We start from the raw sequence: 19,749 nt of genomic DNA, 5'->3' as shown, positions 1-19,749 counted from the left end.
TTCCACTATGCGAGAGAACCTGGAGGTTACAATGGACATTCGGATAACCGAAGTAAAGGAAATTACCCTGCCGATCTCGTCGCCGATTCGTAACGCCTACATCGACTTCACCAAGATGACCACCAGCCTGGTGGCGGTTGTTACCAACGTCGTCAGAGACGGGAAGAGGGTTGTTGGTTATGGATTCAACTCCAATGGCCGCTACGGCCAAGGGGGATTGATAAGGGAGCGTTTCGCCCCTCGCATCCTGGAAGCTGAAGCTTCCACGCTTTTGGATCAGACAGGAGAGAACCTCGATCCCGACCGCGTTTGGGCTGCCATGATGACCAACGAGAAACCCGGAGGGCACGGCGAGCGCTCGGTTGCGGTGGGGACCATCGATATGGCCGTGTGGGACGCCACGGCCAAGATCGCCGGCAAACCGCTTTTCCGGCTGCTCTCGGAACTTCATGGCGTCGAGGCGGATCCCCGCGTCTTCGTTTATGCTGCCGGCGGTTATTACTACCCTGGCAAGGATCTGGCTGCGCTCCGCGCCGAGATGCGCAGCTATCTCGACCGCGGCTACACCGTGGTGAAGATGAAGATCGGAGGTGCGCCGCTTACCGAGGACCTGCAAAGGATAGAGGCGGTGCTGGCGGAGATAGGGAGCGAGGCCCGATTAGCGGTGGACGCCAACGGCCGGTTCGACTTGGAAACGGCCATCGCCTACGCCAAGGCGCTACGGCAGTACGACCTTTTCTGGTACGAGGAGGTCGGCGATCCTCTCGATTACAGCCTACAGGCTACAGTGAGCGAATTCTACCCTGGCCCGATGGCGACCGGCGAAAACCTGTTCAGTCACCAGGATGCACGAAATCTGATCCGTCACGGCGGCATGCGTTCGGATCGGGACTGGTTGCAGTTTGACTGTGCTCTCTCCTACGGACTTTGCGAATACCGCCGCACCCTGGCCATGCTGCAGCGCCATGGCTGGTCCTCACGGCGGTGCATCCCGCACGGCGGCCATCAGATGTCGCTCAACATAGCTGCAGGCCTCGGCTTAGGTGGCAATGAAAGCTACCCCGATCTTTTTCAGCCGTTCGGGGGTTTCCCCGACGGCGTCAGGGTAGAGGCCGGATACATCACGATGCCGGAACTCGTCGGCATCGGTTTTGAAGGCAAATCGGACCTGTGCCGAGTCATGCACGACTTGGCTGAATAAATGGTGGGTGCGGAGGCTGGGCCCAGGGTTAGCTTGAGAGGACGCACCCTCCCCACGCCCACAGCTTCTGCGGGTGGTGCGATACCTCACACGGTGCCGTATTTTCGGCAGGCATCTGCAAAGGCCGGCGCGATCCCCCCGTTGCTGCCGAAATGCAGGTGGATATAGGACGCCAGGCAGTTTTTGTAGCGATACCCTTCCCGGCCAAGCTCCCTCCCCTGCCGGGACACCCGGTAACACCGTTCAATGCGATCGGGCATCGTCCCGACCTCCGAATAGTGGAACTCGTGGCCGCGGGCGCTCCCATTACCGGCTATCACCCCATAATACGTCGCACATTCGACCTGGCGATACCCGAGCGCCTTGCGTTTCGGCAACATGCGCGCCCGCACCGGGAAGATGCCGACGAAATCGGCCACTGGTTGCCCCTCCCCGGCCTCCATGCCGCGGGTCAGGTAGATGAAGCCGCCGCACTCGGCATACACCGGCATGCCCGCCTCGACGGCGTCCCGCACGGCGGCTTTCATGGCGCTGTTGGCGGCCAGGCGTTCGGCATACAACTCCGGGTAACCGCCCGGCAGGTAGATGCCACGGATATCGGCCGGCAGGTGCGCATCTGCCAGGGGCGAAAACGGGACGATCTCGGCGCCCGTCTCCCGCAACAGGCGCAGGTTGTCCTCGTACACGAAGCAGAAGGCCGCGTCCCGGGCCACAGCGATACGGACCGGTGCGCCCCCCTCCGCGAGGGCATCCCGCAAAGTTCCCTCCTTTAAAAAAGGGGGGCCGGGGGTGACGTGAATGTCTGCCAGTCCCCCCAGGTCCAGACGGTCCTCCGCCAGATCGGCCAGGCGCTCCAGGTAGTCGGGCGGCAACGGGTTGTCCTCGGCCGTGACCAACCCCAGGTGCCGCGACGGTATCCCCAGGGATTCGTCCCGGGGGATGCAGCCGAACACCGGCAACTCCGGCAGTGCCGCTGCCAGGGCTTGACGCAGCAACTCGCCGTGGGACTCGCTCCCCACATTGTTGAAAATCACGCCGGCAATCCTGACGCGCTCGTCGTACCCGGCAAACCCTTTGACCAGGGCCGCCGCGCTGGCCGCCATGCCTCGGGCGTTGACCACCAGCACCACCGGCACGCCGCAAATAGCGGCCACCTGGGCGCTGCTTCCCTCCATGGGGGCGTGGCCTATGCCGTCGAACAGCCCCATAGCCCCTTCGATGACCGCCACGTCGGCCCCCTTCCCATGCAGATGGAAGGTACCGGCCACGAACCCCTCCGGGCACATCCAGCCGTCCAGGTTGACGGAGGGGCGGCCGGTGGCCAGGCGATGGTAGCCGGGATCGATGAAATCAGGGCCGCACTTGAAGGGCGCAACCGGCATCCCGCGCCGTTTGAAGGCGGCCATGACGGCCAGGGCCACGGTGGTCTTGCCGGAACCGCTCTGGGGGGCGGCGATGAGGAAGGCGCGCCGCGTCACCGCAACGACCGTCTTGCGCCGCCGTACTGAAAAAATGCGATCAAATGGAATTCTTCCTTGTCGTAGCCCCGGGGGAACGACCCCACCGGACCTATGGAGCGCAGGGTGCGCAGAACCTCGTCATCCAGTATCCGTGCGCCGGAGCTTTCCAGCAGTTCCACCTTGGCGATCTCTCCGCGCCGATTGAAGGTGATCCGCACCGGCGTGACCCCCTCGATCCCCTTCATGGCCGCTTCCTGGGGGTAGCGCCAGACGCCGTACACGGCGGTTTCGAAGTGGCGCAGGAACGAACCGAACTGGATGTCGTCGCTGTTGAGAAAGCGGGTGTCCCCCTCGGCTACGTCGTTCTCGAATTTGCGGCGATACCCCTCTTCCAGCTTGGCCAGACGCTGCGCACTCGGGAAAAGTTGGTGCGGGGAAATCTGCGGCGCGCTCTGGGACTTTGGCCTGAGCAGGCTGGAAACCGATGAGCCGGGCGCCAGGGGGGATTCCTGGCGTCCCGGAGGCAACGTCTGGGACTGTTTGCCTGCGGGGACCTGCCGGTGCGGGCTCCTCACGGCCTCCTGGGGTTGGGGCTTTGCGACCGGCTGCGGTGCCGGCCCGAAGCTGTCCCGGGGGGCGTTCCCGCGGGGGGCCATCTCCTTGGGGACACGCTGCCGTTGATCGGAGAAGCGCTTTGTCTCCTGCTGCGTGGGCTGTTGGGGCTTCAGCTCCGGGATCTGCTGTATGTCGATGAACACCGGCTCCTTGGGAGGCGGCTTTTGTTCGTGGGGCAGGTAGTACATCAGGGCAAACATGCCGACATGCAGCGCCACGGAGATTACCAGGAGATAGATAAAGGTTTTTTCGATATATTTGTCAGACATGCAGGGTGGTCGCTCGGAAAAAAGATAAAAAATCGGATATGCCGCCGTCGGGCGGCGGCTACCCCGCCTCGGGCAGGGGAACGGCCTGAAAGCCCCGGTCGTAATTCAATACCGCATCGTCTTGCTTGCCGGTTTCGGCGCGCAGGTACATCAGGATTTCTTTCAGGCTTTCCAGGATGATATGCTCCGCTTTGGGGAATTCGGACGGATCAAGTTCCAGCGTTACCGTACTCTGATAATCAGTGTTTCGCAAGTGGTTCAGGAAGCGGGTCAGCGGCAGCATGCCGTGCCCCGGCAAAAGATGCTCCCGTCCCTGCCCGTAATCGGAAAAATGGATGTTCCTGATGCGCCCTGATTCGTAAAATTGGTAAAAGTCGTTGATAAAATTGGCCTTGCCCGATCCCATGTGGGTGCAGTCGAAGGTCATGAACAGGTTGTGGTCACGGATGAACTCGATCATCCGCTGGGTGCTGGACAGGATATGGGGATTGATCTTCATCCTGCCCACCCAGGGCATGTTCTCCAAGGTGACGGTCACCAGGCCGTCCAGCCCCACATCCTTCTGAAAATCGATCACGCTGTAGAGCCAGCGCCAGTAGCCAATCTCAAAGCTCATCCACGACGGCGGATGAAAATTCACCAGCGGGATACCGCATTCCGCGGCCAGGGCCACGCTCCGCCGCAGGGAATCCGCCGGGCCGCCCCAGCCATCCAGGGGCATGAAGGGTGCATGGATGGAGTGGATCACCGCGATCTGCTGCAGCGATCTGATCAGCCTGACCGGGTTGATCTTCTGGAAGTCCTGGTTGATGATCAACTCGACCCCATCGAAACCGGCGGCCGCCGCAAGCTCCAAGGTCCGCGGCAAAGGGAGCGTGAAGAGGCTGCCTGTGGAGAGCGTGATCTGCACGGCGGCTACTCTTCCGTCCCGTTATAGACGACACTCACCAGACGCTGGACCGTCCCGACGGTCTCCAGCGCATCCCTGAACATACCGAGGGTATCTTCGTCCAGGTTCGTGATGTCCAGGTAGAGAGCCGCCCCATTGTTCCGGACCGGGAAAAATTCACGTTCCCGCGTCAGGCGCAGCTCGTTCAGGATATGCCAGGACTGCAGCAAGCGTTCGGCGGTATCCACATCCAATGCCTGGCGCCCAAGCAGCACCCGGATGCGCTGGGGGATATCGGGGGCATCGACCCGGTGGATCAGGGCCAGGGCGGCAACCGCGGCCGAGAGCGGCAGCAGGGCATGCTCGAACAGCCTGAACAGCCCGCGGTGCGGACCGCTCTTTTCCAGACGCCACCCCCCCATCATCCCTATGCCGTTGGACAGCCCCATGAGGCGGGTCACAAGATCACCCATGGCCCGGCGGCTCTGTTGCAGGTGCGGCAGCACAAGCTCCCGAAACTCGCCCTCCCCCCCCTCGGAGGAAAAAAGGACTTCATGATCGGCCAACCTGAGCAGTTCTACCAATTCCTTCTGCTTCCCCCTGGCCAAGCCTTGCTCCAGGCGTTGGTTCCACTCCGGCAGACTGCCGCGCCACGGAGGATGCACCGGGGCGACGTCGCCATCGACCTGCAGACCGCAGGCCGCAAAACCCTCTTGGAGAATACGGGCATACCGGGAGCCCGCTTCCTGGTCGCCGCTGTCGTCCCGCCCAAGGACCAGCGCCAACTGCAGCGGGCAGAAGGGAGAAAACTCCCGGCGGCCGGCCGTTCCCATTGCCACGAGCGTCGTGGCATGCAGCTCTTTGCCGGACTCCCCCAGCTGGATCAGGGTGGAGCGGTGCAGGGAACCGGTCAACGCGTGCAAAAAGAGCGTGCTGAGATGGTAAAAGGCCACGCAGGAGCCGTAGCGGCCGAAGTGATCGTAGAGTTCCGCATAGTAGGTTGCACACAGCTCCCCGAGACGAACCGGGTCCACGCTTGCCGTCGTCTCGACGACGATCCGATCGAGTCGCGCCATCCGTTCGTCGTTTTCGCCGGCAAGCGCCTCAAGCTCACGGCAGGTCTCGTTGAACAGCCCCTCCGCCTCCTCGGAGCGACAGGGGGCGCTCTGCTTCAGGAGCGCCTGACGGAAGGCGGCGCCAAACTCCTCGGCAGCCCGCCAGGTGGTGATATCGCTCCCCTTTGCCGTGGCCAGAACCGCCATTACTCCTCCGCAGTGTCATGTACGTTGCGGGCAAGAAACAGCTTGATCCCGTCGCCCGGCGGCGGGGTCAGGAGCGAAACCGCCACCATGACCAGAATGACCAGCGGCGCGCCGATGAAGGCCGACGACGTGGCGGGCGGCAATGACGCGAGAAACGGCAGGATGCCCGCCAGGAACGGGGCAAAGGTAATCACCACCCCGGCCAGCATGCCGCTGATGACCCCGGGGGCATTGGCCCTCCCCCACCAGATTCCCAACAGGAAGGCCGGGAAGATGGTGTTGCCGGCCAGGGCGAAGGCCAGGGCCGCGATCTCGGCGATCATGCCCCACGGCCTGAGGGCCAGCGTCATGACGATCACCGCCAGGAGCAGAAAAAAACCTTTTGCGGCAACGACCTTGTCCGCCTCGCTGGCGTTCGGCCTGATCAGACGGGGGTAGATATCATAGGAAAACGAGGCCGAACCGGTCAGAAACATGCCCGCCACCGTGGAAAAGGCGGCGCTCATCCCGCCGGCGGCCAGCAGCCCGATACACCACAGGGGCAGGCCGCTGTAACGGGCGGCGGAAAGCACCGCCATATCCGCCACCATCGGGTCGGAGCTGTTCAGCACGATGCCGCCGCGCGCCTCGAACAACCGGGCCAGGACGCCATAGGCCGGAGCCGACCAGTAGATCAGGGCAATGAAGAACAGCCCCCACACCACCCCCCAGCGGGCATCCCGGATGGAGGGGACCATGTAGAAGCGGGAGAGGACGTGGGGCAGGCCGGCCGTGCCGAACATGAGGGTAAAACAGAGCGCCAGCCAGCGAAAGGGTGTGACCGTGGCAAACGGCTCCGACCAGGCGAAGCCGAATTGCTGCTGCAGGTCCCTGATGGCGGCGCCGTAGCCGAACTGGGGGAGGATCCAGAAATACCCCAGCTTGCGGGCCATGAGCATCAGCGGCAGGATGAAGGCCGTGATCAGTACGAAGTAGTGCAGTTTCTGATTCCGCGCCACCCCGAGGGCGCCGGATACGACCACGAACCCCACCACCAGCGCGGCGCCGACGACCACCGCCGGGGTATAGGCGATGCCGAACAACCACGAGACGATCAGGGCGATGCCGCGGAACTGGGCGACACCGTAGATGACGGCGATACCGATGGAGATGATCGCCGCCAGGGTGCGCGCCGCCTCGGATTCATAGCGGAAACCGACGAAGTCCGGGGCGGTGTACTTGCCGAAGCGCCGGATCTGGGTGGCCATGAGCACCAGCAGCAGGACATAGCCGCCGGTCCAGCCGACCACGAAGGCCATGGCGTAGTACCCCGTGAGGTAGAACATGCCGGCCAGCCCCAGAAAGCTGGCTGCGCTCATCCAGTTGCTGGCAATGGCGGCGCCGATACCGATCCGCCCGGTGTACCCGCCGGCGACACCGTACTCGGAGGCCTGCCTGCTGCTGGTGCGCAGTCCCGAGACGATGAACAGGGCAAACATGCCGACCACGATGGCCAGGGGCAGAAGCTGCACCGCGGATTCGGTCATTTACTCATCCTCCCGGCCGGAACGGACCCGGAAACGCAGAGCGCCGTCCAGGCGGCGGGCCGCATGACGGTCCATCCAGATGTTGAAGAGTACGCAGAGAATGATGAACCAGAGGGGCAACACCTGGCCGGTCAGCCAGAAATGGATCGGCAGGTTGAAAAAGGTCATCTCTTCGAGCAAAAGCTCTGAATAGTTGATTTCCAGCAGGTAGACGCATGCCTGGATACCGACGATGGCGGCAAACCAACCGGCCAGAACCAGCCAGATGACCCGGACTTCGCCACGCATGGCGGTTCCGCGCGGCCTGAAAAAACTGATCTCCCTGTCCGTCCTGGATTCCTCCATGGCCTTACCCCCGTTTTCAACGCCCTGCTATGAAGCCTTGCGGTAGTGGACGAAGTAAATCTGTTTGCCGGCATCCATGAATTTGAGCATGTACTTGGAAAGCGGATACCCCTCCAGGGCATGTCGATAGGGATCGGGGGCAAGGACGTTGGCGAACCCGGGCATGTCCGGCATGAAGCGGGCCACATCCTCGCCATAGTCATCGAAGTCCGTGGCAAAGTGGAAGTCTCCGCCGGGCAGCATGAATTCCGACAGATAGCCGACGAACTCCGTATTGACCAGCCGCCGCTTGCGGTGACGCTTTTTGGGCCACGGATCGGGGCAGTTGATGACCACCATCCGCAAGGAGCAATGGGGGATGCAGCGTTCCATGAAGGAGCGGGCCTCGGCACGGATAACCCGCACGTTGTCCAGCCCCGCCTTATCGACCCGCTTGGAGGTCTTCAGGCACCCCTTGTTGTAGTAATCCACGGCTATGAAATTCCAGTCGGGATGCAACGGGGCCATCTGGGCCACAAAATGCCCCGTACCGCAGCCGATCTCCAGCGCCAGAGGGTTGTCATTACCAAAAATTTCGTTCCAGGCCGGCAGGGAAGCCAGCGTTTCCGCATCAATGAACCGGGGGGAGGTTATGGGAATAAGCGTCACGCGTTCACCTTTTCTGATATCAAATCGTTTTAACTTACCACATTTCACGGCAATTTTTCACCGCTTTTTGCTCCCGATCGCAAAAATAGCCTCACTGGCGGCGGCAACAACGATTGGACAGCGTTCACCGGCACTTTTTTCCTTAGTCTCTGGACGGAAACACCTTAACATTTCCCGTGTGCTGTGGTATAGATGAGCAGTTATTACGCAGTATCGGAGAACACATGGAAATATTTGGCGGTTTCATGGTAATGATGAGCATTATCGGCTTCTTTTTGGCGGTTATCTGGCTCATCATGCCGTTCGTGGTGTTCGCCATCAAGGGTAAGCAGGACCGCACGCTGGAAGTGATGGAACGTATCGAAAAACGGCTGTCCGAGGTGGAAAACCGGTTGGCGGCGCTCTACCAGGCTGGCCAGCCTGCCGTAGTTGAAACCGCTTCGCATGTTTCGGACACCACGGCACCGGACCAACTCCGGCCCGATGACGCACCCGCCTCCCCTCCCCTTGCCTAAGCAACCGTTTTATTGTACTATTCACCGCACCAATACGAATCGGAGGACATGAGAGATGCCGTTGTTGCATGGCAAAAAAGTAGTGATTTTCGGGGTCGCAAACGAAAAAAGCATTGCCTGGGCCATAGCCCGGGCTTTTCATGAGCAGGGGGCCGAACTGGCCATTACCTATGCCAACGAGGCGATCGAAAAACGGGTCCGGCCGCTGGCCGAATCGTTGAACGCCGCGGCGGTCCTTCCCTGCAACGTCACCAGTGACGATGATATCCAGGCGGTATTCACGGAACTGGGCAAACGGTGGGACGGCATCGACATTATTGTCCACGCCGTAGCCTTTGCCAACAAGGAAGAGCTGAAGGGAACCATCGTCAATACCACCCGCGAGGGTTTTGCCACCGCCATGGACATCAGCGTCTATTCCCTCCTCGGCATACTGAAGGCGGCCCAGCCGATGATGCAGGGGCGCAACGCTGCGGCGCTGACCCTTACCTACCACGGCGCCGTGAAGGTATTCCCGAGCTACAACGTCATGGGGGTTGCCAAGGCGGCCCTGGAGGCATCCGTACGCTACCTGTCCGAGGCGCTCGGTCCCGAGGGTATCCGCGTCAATGCCATCTCCGCCGGCCCCATCCGTACGCTGGCCGCTTCCGGCGTGAACGGCTTTATCCACATCCTCAACCACGTGGAGTCCAAGGCCCCCATGCGCCGCACCATCACCCAGGAGGACGTGGCCCGCTCCGCGGTCTACCTGTGCAGCGAGCTGGCCAGTGGCGTGACCGGCGAGATACACTACGTGGACGGCGGCTATAACGTAATCGGCCTATAATGTGACCATCGGGCAAAGGTGGATTTTCACCTTTGCCCGATGGTCCCCGGAGCCTTCCCATCAAAGAACCTTACGGCAATCTTGCAGGACTCAAACAAAGCCAGATCCAGGCGTTGGAACGTCTCTACCGGAGGCGCGTCCCGCCGGCCGAGTTCTGCTCCTCCGAACTGGCTGCCCGCCTCGTGGAGATATCCTCCGACATCCGCCGTCAGCTCGGCATCCTGGTCAACCGCCAGGGCATGGTGGAATACGTCGTCGTGGGGGACGAAAAGGGGCTCGTTATCCCCGAACTGCGGGACTATCCCCTGGGCAAGCATCCGCTGCGGGGGCTGCGCCTGATCCACACCCACCTCAAGAACGAACCGGTCAGCGAAGACGATATCACCGACCTCGCCCTGCTGCGCCTCGACCTGCTGGCCGCCCTGCTCTTCACCCCGGAACGGCAACAGATCTCCGCCCAGATAGCACACCTCTCCCCGGCCCACGGCGGCCCCTCCACCGTTACCGGTCCCGTGGCGCCGCTTGATCGCATCGATCTGGACTGCGGCCATTTCTTTTCCGAGCTGGAAGCCGACCTGGAGCGGGCCGTACGTACAACGAGCCGGGGCGGCGAGGCACTGGAGCGCGCCATCCTGATCTCGGTCACCACCGGCGGGACGCGCCAGGATGCCGAGGATTCCATCGCCGAACTGCGCGAACTGGCCAGGACCGCCAGCATCGAGGCGCTGGACACCTTCATCCAGCGCCCCCGCAAGCTCAACCCCCGCTTCCTCATGGGCGAGGGGAAGATGCGCGACGTGGTCATCCGCGCCCTCCAACGGGGCGCCACCATGCTGGTCTTCGACCAGGAGCTGACGCCAGCCCAGATCCGTTCCATCTCGGCCATGACCGAACTAAAGGTCATCGACCGCAGCCAGCTGATCCTGGACATCTTTGCCCGCCGGGCCAAGAGCCTGGACGGCAAGGTCCAGGTGGAACTGGCCCAGCTCAAGTATCTGCTGCCGCGCCTCACCGGCCGGGGCGTGCAGATGTCGCGCCTCATGGGGGGCATCGGCGGACGCGGACCGGGCGAGACCAAGCTGGAGACCGACCGCCGCCGTATCCGCGACCGTATCGCCAGCCTGGAGCGGGAGCTGAAGGAACTCTCCCGGGGCCGCGACCAGCGCCGCCGCCAACGGGTCAAGGCCGGCGTGCCGATCATCTCCATCGTCGGCTACACCAATGCTGGAAAATCCACCCTGCTCAACGCCCTGACCCAGAGCGAGGTCTTTACCGAAGACCTGCTCTTCGCCACCCTGGACACCTCCACCCGCCGCCTGCGCTTCCCCCGTGAGCGGGAGGTGATCATCACCGATACGGTCGGCTTCATCCGTTCCCTGCCCGCCTCCCTGCTGGGGGCCTTCAAGGCCACCCTGGAAGAGTTGCAGGACGCCGACCTGCTGCTGCACATGGTAGATGCGGCCAATCCCCGCTTCGAGGATCAGATCGCCCAGGTGCGGGCCATTCTGGGGGAGTTGGGGTTGGGGGAAAAACCGGAACTGCTGGTCTTCAACAAGGCCGACATCCTGAACGACCTGAAAAAGAAGGACACGGTGGCCTTCCTCAAGGTGCGCCAGGTTGCCCGCACCACGGGGGGGCTGACCATCTCGGCCCGGGACCGGAAGAGCCTGGCGCCGCTGCTGGAGGAGTTGCAGCGACGCTTCTGGCCATCCGAGCAGACCGATTTCGGGACCACTACTCAAACTGAGCCTTGAACTCCTCCACCGCCTGGCGCAGGGCAGCCACCTCGGCCCGCAGGAGGGCGACCTCCTCTTCAAGCCTCCCGATCCGTTCATGCTCCGCCATCACCCGCTGCCGGGCCGCTTCGGGCGGCGGGGCGCCTTCACCCGGCGCGGGTTCGGGTTCGCCGCCAAAAAGCTGGGCATAACGGCATTCCTTCCGCCCCGACTGACGGGGCAGGCGCGTCACCAGCGGTGTTTCCCGCGCCATCAACTCCCTCAGCACCTCCTCCACCGCAGCCAGATCGGCAAAAGGATGCATCCGTTCCCCTCGGGTACGCAACTCCCCCACGGTCTGGGGACCGCGCACCATCATTTCACAGACAACGGCCTGTTCGGCCGGCACCAGCCCCAGCTTCTCCGCCAGGATATGACGGTATTTGGGCACCCGCCCGCCGTCGGCCGAAACCACCGCCAATTGCTTGAACCGCAGCCCGTCCAGGGCACGAACCACCTCATCCTCGGTCAGGGCCATGATCGGGTCGCGGTTCGACTTCTGGTTGCAGGCAGCGGTGAGCCCGTTCAGGGTCAGGGGATAATACTCCGGCGTGGTCATCTCCTTCTCGATCAGACAGCCGAGAACCCGCACCTCCACACCATCCAGCAGAATATCCATGGGAAGCTCCTTTCGCGCATCACACCACGTGACGTCGCCACTATAGCACGAGACGGAACGCCGGCCACCGGATTTTGCCGGCCGCCAGCCGCAATCGTATACACGTCTACAGGTATACGTAATTGGTAATGACGCGGGCGATCGCTATACTTAACGTGTTATACGCATGTCTTGTACGTTCAGGGAGTATCCGTCCATGTGCAAAAAACTCTTCATCGCCGCCACCGGCCAGCACTGCGGTAAAACCACCATCAGCCTCTCGCTGATGCATCTGGCGCGGCAGCGGTATGAACGGGTCGGTTATATCAAGCCGCTGGGTCCCAAATGCTTTGAGTTCGACGGCGTCATCGTGGACAAGGACGCGGCCCTGATGGCCCAGGTCTTTGGCCTGGAGCACGAGATCGCCCTCATGTCGCCATTGGTTATCGGCAAAGGCGCCACCAAAAAATTTGTGGACGGCGAGTTGTCCCGCGAGTGGGCCATGGAGAAGGTTGCCACGGCCTGCCGGGAGCTGGAATCGCGCTACGATCTGCTCCTGATCGAGGGGGCGGGCCACGGAGGCGTCGGCTCGGTCATCGGTCTCAACAATGCCGACATGGCCAAGCTGCTGGATGCGCCGGTCGTGATGGTGGCGGGCGGGGGCATCGGCAACGTTATCGATTCCGTGCGGCTCAATCTGGCGTTGTATGAGCAGGAGGGCGTAGATGTGCGCATGCTGTTGGTCAACAAGCTGCTGGCGGAAAAGCGCGCATCGTCCCTTTCCTACCTGGAACGTTATTTCGAGAGCAAACAGATCCGGGTTTGCGGGGCCTTCGATTACTCGCCGGTCCTGGCCGACCCGACGCTGCAAAATGTCGCCAAATTGCTCGAACGGCCGTTGATGGGGGACCAGAACAAGAAGATGCGCATCATCCATCACTTCCAGTTGGGTGCCGCCTCCTCCCAGAAGGTCATCGACAACCTGCGGGAATCGACCATGCTGATTTCCACGAGTTCCCGAGACGAGCTCCTGGTCACCCTCTCGTCGCTGTACAACATCCCTTCCTTTCACAAACTGATCGCCGGAATGGTCATTCCCGGACATGCACCGGTGTCGGCCATCACCCAGCGGATCATCGACGACAGCGGCATCCCCTATATCCGCATCGAGCAGACCACGGCCGAGGCCTTCACTGCGCTGAGCGGCCACGTTTCCAAGATATCGGCCGAAGACACCGAAAAGATCTCGCTCATAACCAGCCAGGCAGAGAAGGTCATCGACTTCGACGCCATAGAGACGCTTCTCGAAACCGGCGCGCCGCCGGCAATCGACAAGATGCCCCTTGCCCAGGCGGCATGAGGATATACGCTTCAATTGAGAAAGGCGGCCAAGCGGCCGCCTTTCTTATTTATAAATATAAGCCTGTTACCATTCCAGAGCCATTTGGGCTTCACACTAAATTAGTAGCAGCTTGATTGCCGCATGTCAGACCGTTTCGCAAACAAAATCGATATTCAAATCGCTAAATAAGATTCGAGTCCGTACCGGCTCCCCAAGCGTGACGCTCAGCAAACTTTTTTGCTCACTATTTCGAGTTCCTGATGGCTCCGGTCAAGAGGAGGCATCCGAGAACGGAATACATGTTCCAGAGAACATCTTTTGAGTAGCAGATGTCGAAGACCAGTTCCTTGGCCGTTTCCGAGATGGTGGAGTTCAAAAAACGGATAGGCAGCCTCAATGGCTTCAGGAAAGCCTTTCAGGCCATCCACGCAGGCGATCAGGATATCTTTCACGCCCCGGTTCTACAATTCGGTCAGGATGGAAAGTCAGAACTTGGCCCCTTCGGTCTCGGCGGCCCACATGCCGAGCACATCCTTAACCCCTTCCATGGTAACGGCTATGGCCAGATACACCGCCTGGGTGACGATGGAACCGTTGTGCTTGACCTTGATCCTGACGGCATCCAGGTAGACAATGGGATAGATGTCGTCCAGGGGACGGTTCTGCCAGAGCCTGACTTCTTCGGTTACAACTTCCGTGACCTGGGAGATGAACGTGGGTGAGACTTCAACCCCGTACATCTCTTCCAAGTGGGTCTGGATGTCCCTGGTGGTCATCCCACGGGCATACATGGAGATGATCTTGTCGTCGAAACCTTTGAAGCGGCTCTCACCCTTGGGAATGATGGCCGGATCGAAGATGGCGTTACGGTGACGGGGTACGGTTAGATCGATCTAGCCGAAGTCGCCCTTCACCTTTTTCCTGTAGTTGCCGTTGCGGGAATTGCCACTGTTCTTACCGACTGGGGCGTTGTTGGCATAGCCGAGGTGGTCGGTCATTTCGACCTGCATGGCTTGCTCAAGCAAGCGCTTGGCCAGCTCCTTCAAAAGGCCGTTCTCGCCTATCAGGTCCTCTGGGGTCTCGAACCTCTAACCCCTCGCGGTCATGTACATAATATTTTTTACACCCTCCATATTTTAACGACTCATGCGGATTGCTGTAACACTCGTAAAGTGGAGCAAAAAGTGTTTCGAGTTTACGCTTCAATGCATCCGTCATACTGCGCGACAATGGTCTTTCTGGTGTCCTTTCTGATGCGACACCCCCTAATGTTTTTATCGATGCAACCCTCAGTCAGAAAAGAACCTTCATCATACCAGTCGTTGTTGTCATGGAGGAATTGGCGGAGCTGCTCCTGGTCAGTCGGTCAAGGCATGGGCCTCCTTTTCGCACTCCTCAAGTATCCGGGCAATATCGTCATCAGGTATGTCAGGCAGGATAAAACTGCCTCTGCCGTCCTTCGCCACCCTGCTGATGCCGGGATAACGCCGCTCCAAAACCTTGATTTCCATGGCTTGGCTCTTGACGGTAGCCAGAAGCCTTCTATTCTCCGCCTCCAGGTCGTATTTCTCAATGGCCGACCGTAGCGCAAACCTCAAAAGCGGTTCATCCCACGGCTTGGTGAAGAAACGATAAATCTCCCCCTCGTTGACCGCCCGCATTGCCGCTTCCAGGGTTGCGTGACCGGTCAGCAGGATACGGATGACCGGGGGAAAGCGGCGGCGGACCTCGGCCAGCAGTTGCGACCCGCTCATGCCCGCCATGCGCTCATCGGAGACGATCACCTTGACCGGCATGGCGGCCACCATCTCCAGGGCTTTGTCGCCGCTCGGCGCAGTCAGGACCTGATACGGCTCGTCGATCAGCGACCGGGTAAGCGCGGTAAGGACATTAGGTTCGTCGTCTACCAACAAAATGGTGTCATTCATCGGTCCACCCCCTCTTTCATAGTGCCTTGCTGCGCCACCCCGCAGAAGGGGCAGTGAATCCAATCCACCTCCACCGGCAGACGGCATTTCCAACAACGATTTTCCTTCACCGCTCCGCAATACGGGCAAAACACGAACTTGGCCTCGATGGCGCGGCCGCAGTGGAGACAGGGTTGTTCCAGGTAGACGCTGGGGCCGATCACCCGCAGCACCTCCTCCATGGTCGTCCATCCCAAGCGAACCTTTTCCAGGGCATCCTCGAGCAGGGTGCGCATACCGCTGGCGCGCGCCAGTTCCAACACCTCGGTTTCCTTATAGGCGCTGCCGATCAACTGGCGGAAATCATCGTTCATGATGAAGACCTCGAAGATGCCGATACGCCCATGATACCCGGTAGTATTGCAGACATCGCACCCGCTGCCCACAAAGACCCCGCCGGTGAAGAACCCGGCGGGCACTCGCAGCATCTCCAGCAGGTCCTTATCGGGAGGCACGAGCTTTGCGCAGTTCTTGCAGACCTGACGCACCAGGCGCTGGGCGATGAGCCCCTCAAGCGCCGAGGCGATGATATACGGTTTGATGCCCATGTCGATCAAACGGGTGATGGAGGCGACGGCGGAGTTGGTATGGAGGGACGATAGCACCATGTGGCCGGTAAGGGCCGCCTTGAAGGCCACGTCGGCCGTATCCTGATCGCGAATCTCCCCCACCAGGATGACGTCCGGGTCCTGGCGCAGGGTCGAGCGCAGCACCTGGGAAAAGCTCAGGCCGATCTTTTCATGCACCGAGACCTGGTTCGCCTCCTCCATGAAGTATTCCACCGGTTCCTCGATGGTCTCGAAGTTGCGCGTCGAGTTCATCATGGCCGCCAGCAGGGAATAGAGCATGGTGGTTTTGCCGCTGCCGGTGGGGCCGGTGGCGATGATCACCCCCTGGGGCTTCTTGCTCATCACCGTGATCTTGCGCAGATCGTCGGCCAGCACTCCCAGTTCATTAAGGCTCTTGATGGCCGCGCTCTTGTCCAGAATGCGCATGACGATCTTTTCGCCGTTCAGGGTGGGAAGGGACGAAACCCGCATATCCACGATCCGCGCCCCGGCCTTGACCGTGATCCTGCCGTCCTGGGGCCGACGGCGCTCGGCGATGTCCATCTTGGACAGGATTTTCAGCCGCGACACAACCGCCGCATGCAGGTCCGACGGGATCTTGATCTTGCTGTGCAGCATGCCGTCGATGCGCAGACGTATCACGGTGTACTTGGTCTTGGGTTCGATATGGATATCACTGGCCCGGTAGCGGATCGCCTCGGAAATGATGGCGTTGACGATGCGGATCACCGGCGGCACTTTCGAGGAGCCTATCAGTTCCTGAACGCTGACCTCGGCCTCTTCCTCCTCGATGACGATATCGATCTCGTCCAGAGGTTCGATGTCCAGGGCCTCGTCCAGCCCGGTGTCCGGCTTCCCGCCGGCCAGTTTGGCCAGGGCCTCGCCGATCTCGGATGAAAGCGCTATGTAGGGAAGGATCTTGAGACCGGTTATGCGGCTGATATTGTCGCACAGCATGAGGTCCGACGGATCGGCCATGGCCAAGGTCAGCTGCCCCCCTTCCAGCTTTACCGGCAGGATGCGGTGGCGCACGCAGATATCCTTCGGAATGGCGGCTGCCGTTGCCGGGTTGATCTCCATCTCCCGCAGGTCGATGAAATCGATTCCCAGGTGTTTTTGCAGGACGCGGACGATGGCATTCTCCGTGATGATCCCCAGCCGCACCAACGTATCCCCTAAAAACTCGTCCAGCTCCTTCTTCTGCTGGGCGGCCAGCAGGACTTCACGCGAGACGGCCCCCTCTTTTTGCAGGAGGTCCCCCAGTATTCCCTTTCCTTCGTCGAACAGGCCGGCATACTTGGTGATCGTTGCCTGTTGCCGCTTGGCCACATCCCTGAGGCGACGATTCTCCTGCATCAGGACGTACTGCTGCAACGCCAGGCTGACCGTAAGGCGCAAATCCTCGTCGTTCCAAGGTTTGGTGATAAATTTATAGACCGCCCCGTCCTTCACCGCTCCCATGATCGAATTAACGTCCGCATAGCCGGTCAGCATGATGCGGATGGTGGCGGGCCAGGTTTCCTTGATCTTTTTGAGCAGTTCGGCGCCAGTCATACCGGGCATGCGGTGGTCCGATATGATCAGGTGGATGGGGCGGCTCGCCATGATCTCCAGGGCCGCGGCGGCGGAGTTGGCGGTAAAGATGGTATAGCTCTCTTCCATGAAGATGCGCCGCAATGCCCCCAGAACCCCTTCTTCGTCATCGACGAACAGGAGGCAGAACTCATTCTGGGGCGGCGACTCGATCTCAATCTCTTCGTCGCGTCCCGCCCCGCTCCCTCCCCCCATGCTTCTGAACAGTTCGGCGTATGTGCTCATGATGCGTCTCTCTCTTCCGGCAGTGCGATGGTGAAGATAGTCCCGCCTCCCGGCGGGCATTCCAAGGAGATCGTGCCCCCGCAGGAGTTGACGGCCTGGTAGGCCATGTTCAGCCCCATGCCGGTGCCTTCGCCCACATCCTTGGTGGTAAAGAACGGGTCGAAGACCCGGTTGCGAATCCCGGCCGGGATGCCCGGCCCGTTATCGGCGATGCGCACCCGTACCTGCCCCTGCCCGGCCTCGGTCGAGATGGCGAGCACCAGTGCCGGCACCTTCAATTGCAGGGCGTTACGGATCACATTCAGGAATGCCAGGGAGATAAGCGCCGGCCTGAGCGTGACCCGAGGGATGGGGGCCAGCCGGCGCTCGATCACGGTACCCTCGCGGACCTCATGACCCAGCACGCTCAAGGTCTGCTCCAGTTCGGCGTTCAGATCGGTCGGCATTTCGTTGATCTCGTCCACATGGGAAAATCCCCGCAGATCGGCCACCAGCTTCTTGACCCGTTCAGCGCCGTCCAACGATTGGGCCGTCAATTCGTCCAGGTCATTGAGGATGAAGTCAATCTTCAGTTCCTGCCGCCGCTCGTTGGCCTCGTTCATCAGGGGGGGCGGGAGATGGCTTTCACAACCCAGGCGGTAAAAGGCCAGCATCTCTTTCAGCTTTGCGGCATACCGTTGCAGCGTCGCGAGATTGCTGATGACAAATCCGATCGGGTTATTGATCTCATGGGCCATCCCGGCTGCCAACTGGCCGACGGAAGCGAGCTTCTCCCGCTGTAGCATGGCGGCATAGGCCCGGCTCAACTCCTTGGTCCGCTCATGAACCTTGATTTCCAGGGTTTCGGCCAGTTCACGGTATTGCCGCTCGGATTGGGCCAGACGCCGATTGGTCTCCAGCAGTTCATCGTAGGTTTGATTTATGACGGCGGTGTGGGTTTCGCTGGTCAGCAGGCGTTTCATGGCGCCAAAAACCAGGGTGTGCAGGGCGGTATGCAGCATGTCCGCCACCCCTTCCAGGAGGGGGGTGACGCCGGCACCAAAGAGGCTCAGGGCCCCCACCGGTTCACCTTCGACCAGGATCGGGCGCAACACCTTCCAAGGGCCTGCGTCGCCGCAGGAGGCCAGCAGCGCTCCATCCGCCGCCACAATCTCGCCCCCGCAGGCGCCGGCCCGGACCGCCCCCTCTAAAAGCATCAGCGCGTCGGCGGTGTTCAGCAACTGCCGCAGGCCGATCTCCCTGCCGACAATAAAGTCCAAGCGTCTGTCCATGGTCATATCCTAGAAAAAAACATGTGCCGCAGAGTCGCAGAGCCCTGAGGGAACAAAATACTGACTAGTGCATCATGAGGGTGCGTATTGGTGATTCTCCGTTTCGGTGAAAGATCTTTGTTGAAAACCCCGTGTTTTTATCTGTGTCTTTGCGGCTTTGTGCCCTACCTGTCGATTCAAGGATTATTGGTATCCTTGCTGGCGTCTGGTCACGCTGCGGAGAAAGTCGGCCTTTTCGACCCCCAAGCGGGAGGTCAGCCCCAGCCGGCTGTCGAGGGCGTCGTAGATCAGGCTCACGACCTGCTCATAGGTTTCCACGATGCCGTCACCCCTGAGGGCCGAGGCCAGCACCACCGGCAAGCCGGTCGGCCCCCATGTCCCACTGATCTCCTCCGGGGTGATAATCGCGTCCAGATCGCGCTTGTTGAACTGGATCACCAGGGGGAGCTTTCCGATGGCCAGCCCCACGAAGGAGAGATTCCTCTCCAGGTTGGCGAAACTCTCGGCGTTATTGGCCATCTCGCCTTTCTGGGAATCCGCCACGAAGACGATCCCGTCGGCCCGCTGCAACACAGCCTTGCGGGTAGCGTCGTGACGCACCTGGCCCGGCACGGTGAAGACCTTGAGCTTGATGCGGAACCCGGACGGCGACACATAGAAAAACGGCAGCAGATCGAAGTAGATGGTACGGTCGTCCACCGTGTCCAAGACCATCAGTTCCCCCCGCCCCTCGTTGCTCAACAGGTCGTGCAGACAGAGCAGGTTGGTGGTCTTGCCCGAGAGGGCCGGCCCGTAGTAGACCAGTTTCAGAACCAGCTTCCTCTGTTGTTCGTCATACTCTATCATCGGTCCC

17 protein-coding genes and 1 pseudogene are annotated in these 19,749 nt (G+C 60.9%); 5 read left to right on the top strand and 13 right to left on the bottom strand.

Annotation, left to right across the window (positions count from 1 at the left end):
• Nucleotides 1-31 precede the first annotated feature (31 nt).
• Nucleotides 32-1,201, top strand: a complete 1,170-nt coding sequence (locus F6V25_RS06060; protein ID WP_151127725.1) for a mandelate racemase/muconate lactonizing enzyme family protein — start codon at nucleotides 32-34, stop codon at nucleotides 1,199-1,201.
• Nucleotides 1,202-1,287: 86 nt separating this feature from the next.
• Here F6V25_RS06060 and F6V25_RS06055 read toward each other — a convergent pair whose 3' ends face one another.
• From F6V25_RS06055 to trmB, 7 genes are read right to left on the bottom strand one after another with little or no spacing between them, the layout of a single operon-like run.
• Nucleotides 1,288-2,679 (bottom strand): cobyrinic acid a,c-diamide synthase CobB, encoded by a 1,392-nt coding sequence (locus F6V25_RS06055; RefSeq protein WP_151127724.1) that lies wholly within the window; start codon nucleotides 2,677-2,679, stop codon nucleotides 1,288-1,290.
• Nucleotides 2,676-3,545: an energy transducer TonB gene (locus tag F6V25_RS06050; protein ID WP_151127723.1), complete on the bottom strand. Its 870-nt coding sequence runs from the start codon at nucleotides 3,543-3,545 to the stop codon at nucleotides 2,676-2,678. The genes F6V25_RS06055 and F6V25_RS06050 overlap by 4 nt, the downstream gene beginning before the upstream one ends.
• 58 nt (nucleotides 3,546-3,603) lie before the next feature.
• Nucleotides 3,604-4,455, bottom strand: coding sequence for a sugar phosphate isomerase/epimerase family protein (locus F6V25_RS06045; RefSeq protein ID WP_151127722.1), 852 nt, complete (start codon nucleotides 4,453-4,455; stop codon nucleotides 3,604-3,606).
• A gap of 5 nt (nucleotides 4,456-4,460) precedes the next feature.
• Nucleotides 4,461-5,696: a putative nucleotidyltransferase substrate binding domain-containing protein gene (locus F6V25_RS06040; RefSeq protein WP_151127721.1), complete on the bottom strand. Its 1,236-nt coding sequence runs from the start codon at nucleotides 5,694-5,696 to the stop codon at nucleotides 4,461-4,463.
• The gene (locus F6V25_RS06035) at nucleotides 5,696-7,222 is read right to left on the bottom strand and encodes a sodium:solute symporter family transporter (protein WP_151127720.1); all 1,527 of its coding nucleotides are present in this window, start codon (nucleotides 7,220-7,222) and stop codon (nucleotides 5,696-5,698) included. The genes F6V25_RS06040 and F6V25_RS06035 overlap by 1 nt, the downstream gene beginning before the upstream one ends.
• The gene (locus tag F6V25_RS06030) at nucleotides 7,223-7,567 is read right to left on the bottom strand and encodes a DUF4212 domain-containing protein (RefSeq protein ID WP_151127719.1); all 345 of its coding nucleotides are present in this window, start codon (nucleotides 7,565-7,567) and stop codon (nucleotides 7,223-7,225) included.
• A 27-nt stretch (nucleotides 7,568-7,594) separates the two neighbouring features.
• Nucleotides 7,595-8,215: a tRNA (guanosine(46)-N7)-methyltransferase TrmB gene (trmB, locus tag F6V25_RS06025; protein WP_191966092.1), complete on the bottom strand. Its 621-nt coding sequence runs from the start codon at nucleotides 8,213-8,215 to the stop codon at nucleotides 7,595-7,597.
• A gap of 224 nt (nucleotides 8,216-8,439) precedes the next feature.
• Between trmB and F6V25_RS06020 the strand changes: the two genes are divergently transcribed.
• From F6V25_RS06020 to hflX, 3 genes are read left to right on the top strand one after another with little or no spacing between them, the layout of a single operon-like run.
• Nucleotides 8,440-8,730: a hypothetical protein gene (locus F6V25_RS06020; protein WP_151127718.1), complete on the top strand. Its 291-nt coding sequence runs from the start codon at nucleotides 8,440-8,442 to the stop codon at nucleotides 8,728-8,730.
• A 55-nt stretch (nucleotides 8,731-8,785) separates the two neighbouring features.
• Nucleotides 8,786-9,556: an enoyl-ACP reductase FabI gene (locus F6V25_RS06015; protein WP_151127717.1), complete on the top strand. Its 771-nt coding sequence runs from the start codon at nucleotides 8,786-8,788 to the stop codon at nucleotides 9,554-9,556.
• A gap of 32 nt (nucleotides 9,557-9,588) precedes the next feature.
• Nucleotides 9,589-11,310: a GTPase HflX gene (gene hflX / locus F6V25_RS06010; RefSeq protein ID WP_246166982.1), complete on the top strand. Its 1,722-nt coding sequence runs from the start codon at nucleotides 9,589-9,591 to the stop codon at nucleotides 11,308-11,310.
• Here the strand turns inward: hflX and F6V25_RS06005 are convergent.
• Nucleotides 11,291-11,950, bottom strand: a complete 660-nt coding sequence (locus tag F6V25_RS06005; protein ID WP_151127716.1) for a YceH family protein — start codon at nucleotides 11,948-11,950, stop codon at nucleotides 11,291-11,293. The genes hflX and F6V25_RS06005 overlap by 20 nt on opposite strands.
• Nucleotides 11,951-12,146: 196 nt before the next feature.
• Here F6V25_RS06005 and F6V25_RS06000 point away from each other — a divergent pair, with 196 nt between their 5' ends.
• Nucleotides 12,147-13,289, top strand: coding sequence for a phosphotransacetylase family protein (locus F6V25_RS06000; protein ID WP_151127715.1), 1,143 nt, complete (start codon nucleotides 12,147-12,149; stop codon nucleotides 13,287-13,289).
• Nucleotides 13,290-13,651: 362 nt separating this feature from the next.
• On the opposite strand, the pseudogene F6V25_RS17230 reads toward F6V25_RS06000, so the two are convergent.
• The 5 genes and pseudogenes from F6V25_RS17230 to F6V25_RS05970 form a co-directional block, all read right to left on the bottom strand.
• Nucleotides 13,652-14,338: pseudogene (locus F6V25_RS17230) on the bottom strand (IS256 family transposase); the annotation flags it as partial.
• Nucleotides 14,339-14,629: 291 nt separating this feature from the next.
• The gene (locus tag F6V25_RS05985; protein ID WP_151127712.1) at nucleotides 14,630-15,199 is read right to left on the bottom strand and encodes a response regulator; all 570 of its coding nucleotides are present in this window, start codon (nucleotides 15,197-15,199) and stop codon (nucleotides 14,630-14,632) included.
• On the bottom strand, nucleotides 15,196-17,625 hold the full coding sequence (locus F6V25_RS05980) for an ATPase, T2SS/T4P/T4SS family (protein ID WP_151127711.1): 2,430 nt from the start codon (nucleotides 17,623-17,625) through the stop codon (nucleotides 15,196-15,198). The genes F6V25_RS05985 and F6V25_RS05980 overlap by 4 nt, the downstream gene beginning before the upstream one ends.
• Nucleotides 17,622-18,896 (bottom strand): sensor histidine kinase, encoded by a 1,275-nt coding sequence (locus F6V25_RS05975; RefSeq protein ID WP_151127710.1) that lies wholly within the window; start codon nucleotides 18,894-18,896, stop codon nucleotides 17,622-17,624. The genes F6V25_RS05980 and F6V25_RS05975 overlap by 4 nt, the downstream gene beginning before the upstream one ends.
• A gap of 183 nt (nucleotides 18,897-19,079) precedes the next feature.
• The gene (locus F6V25_RS05970) at nucleotides 19,080-19,742 is read right to left on the bottom strand and encodes a GTP-binding protein (RefSeq protein WP_151127709.1); all 663 of its coding nucleotides are present in this window, start codon (nucleotides 19,740-19,742) and stop codon (nucleotides 19,080-19,082) included.
• Nucleotides 19,743-19,749: the final 7 nt, after the last annotated feature.

Source organism: Oryzomonas japonica (assembly GCF_008802365.1).
Classification (GTDB): domain Bacteria; phylum Desulfobacterota; class Desulfuromonadia; order Geobacterales; family Pseudopelobacteraceae; genus Oryzomonas; species Oryzomonas japonica.
Note: the sequence above shows the minus strand (reverse complement) of the source record. Positions and strands in the feature narration are given on the sequence as shown.

Bases quoted from the DNA above. Each gene is read 5' to 3' on its own strand.
- F6V25_RS06060 (WP_151127725.1), top strand. From the start codon at position 32: ATGGACATTCGGATAACCGAAGTAAAGGAAATTACCCTGCCGATCTCG.
- F6V25_RS06050 (WP_151127723.1), bottom strand. From the start codon at position 3,545: ATGTCTGACAAATATATCGAAAAAACCTTTATCTATCTCCTGGTAATC.
- F6V25_RS06040 (WP_151127721.1), bottom strand. From the start codon at position 5,696: ATGGCGGTTCTGGCCACGGCAAAGGGGAGCGATATCACCACCTGGCGG.
- F6V25_RS06035 (WP_151127720.1), bottom strand. From the start codon at position 7,222: ATGACCGAATCCGCGGTGCAGCTTCTGCCCCTGGCCATCGTGGTCGGC.
- F6V25_RS06030 (WP_151127719.1), bottom strand. From the start codon at position 7,567: ATGGAGGAATCCAGGACGGACAGGGAGATCAGTTTTTTCAGGCCGCGC.
- F6V25_RS06020 (WP_151127718.1), top strand. From the start codon at position 8,440: ATGGAAATATTTGGCGGTTTCATGGTAATGATGAGCATTATCGGCTTC.
- F6V25_RS06015 (WP_151127717.1), top strand. From the start codon at position 8,786: ATGCCGTTGTTGCATGGCAAAAAAGTAGTGATTTTCGGGGTCGCAAAC.
- F6V25_RS06005 (WP_151127716.1), bottom strand. From the start codon at position 11,950: ATGGATATTCTGCTGGATGGTGTGGAGGTGCGGGTTCTCGGCTGTCTG.
- F6V25_RS06000 (WP_151127715.1), top strand. From the start codon at position 12,147: ATGTGCAAAAAACTCTTCATCGCCGCCACCGGCCAGCACTGCGGTAAA.
- F6V25_RS05985 (WP_151127712.1), bottom strand. From the start codon at position 15,199: ATGAATGACACCATTTTGTTGGTAGACGACGAACCTAATGTCCTTACC.
- F6V25_RS05980 (WP_151127711.1), bottom strand. From the start codon at position 17,625: ATGAGCACATACGCCGAACTGTTCAGAAGCATGGGGGGAGGGAGCGGG.
- F6V25_RS05975 (WP_151127710.1), bottom strand. From the start codon at position 18,896: ATGGACAGACGCTTGGACTTTATTGTCGGCAGGGAGATCGGCCTGCGG.
- F6V25_RS05970 (WP_151127709.1), bottom strand. From the start codon at position 19,742: ATGATAGAGTATGACGAACAACAGAGGAAGCTGGTTCTGAAACTGGTC.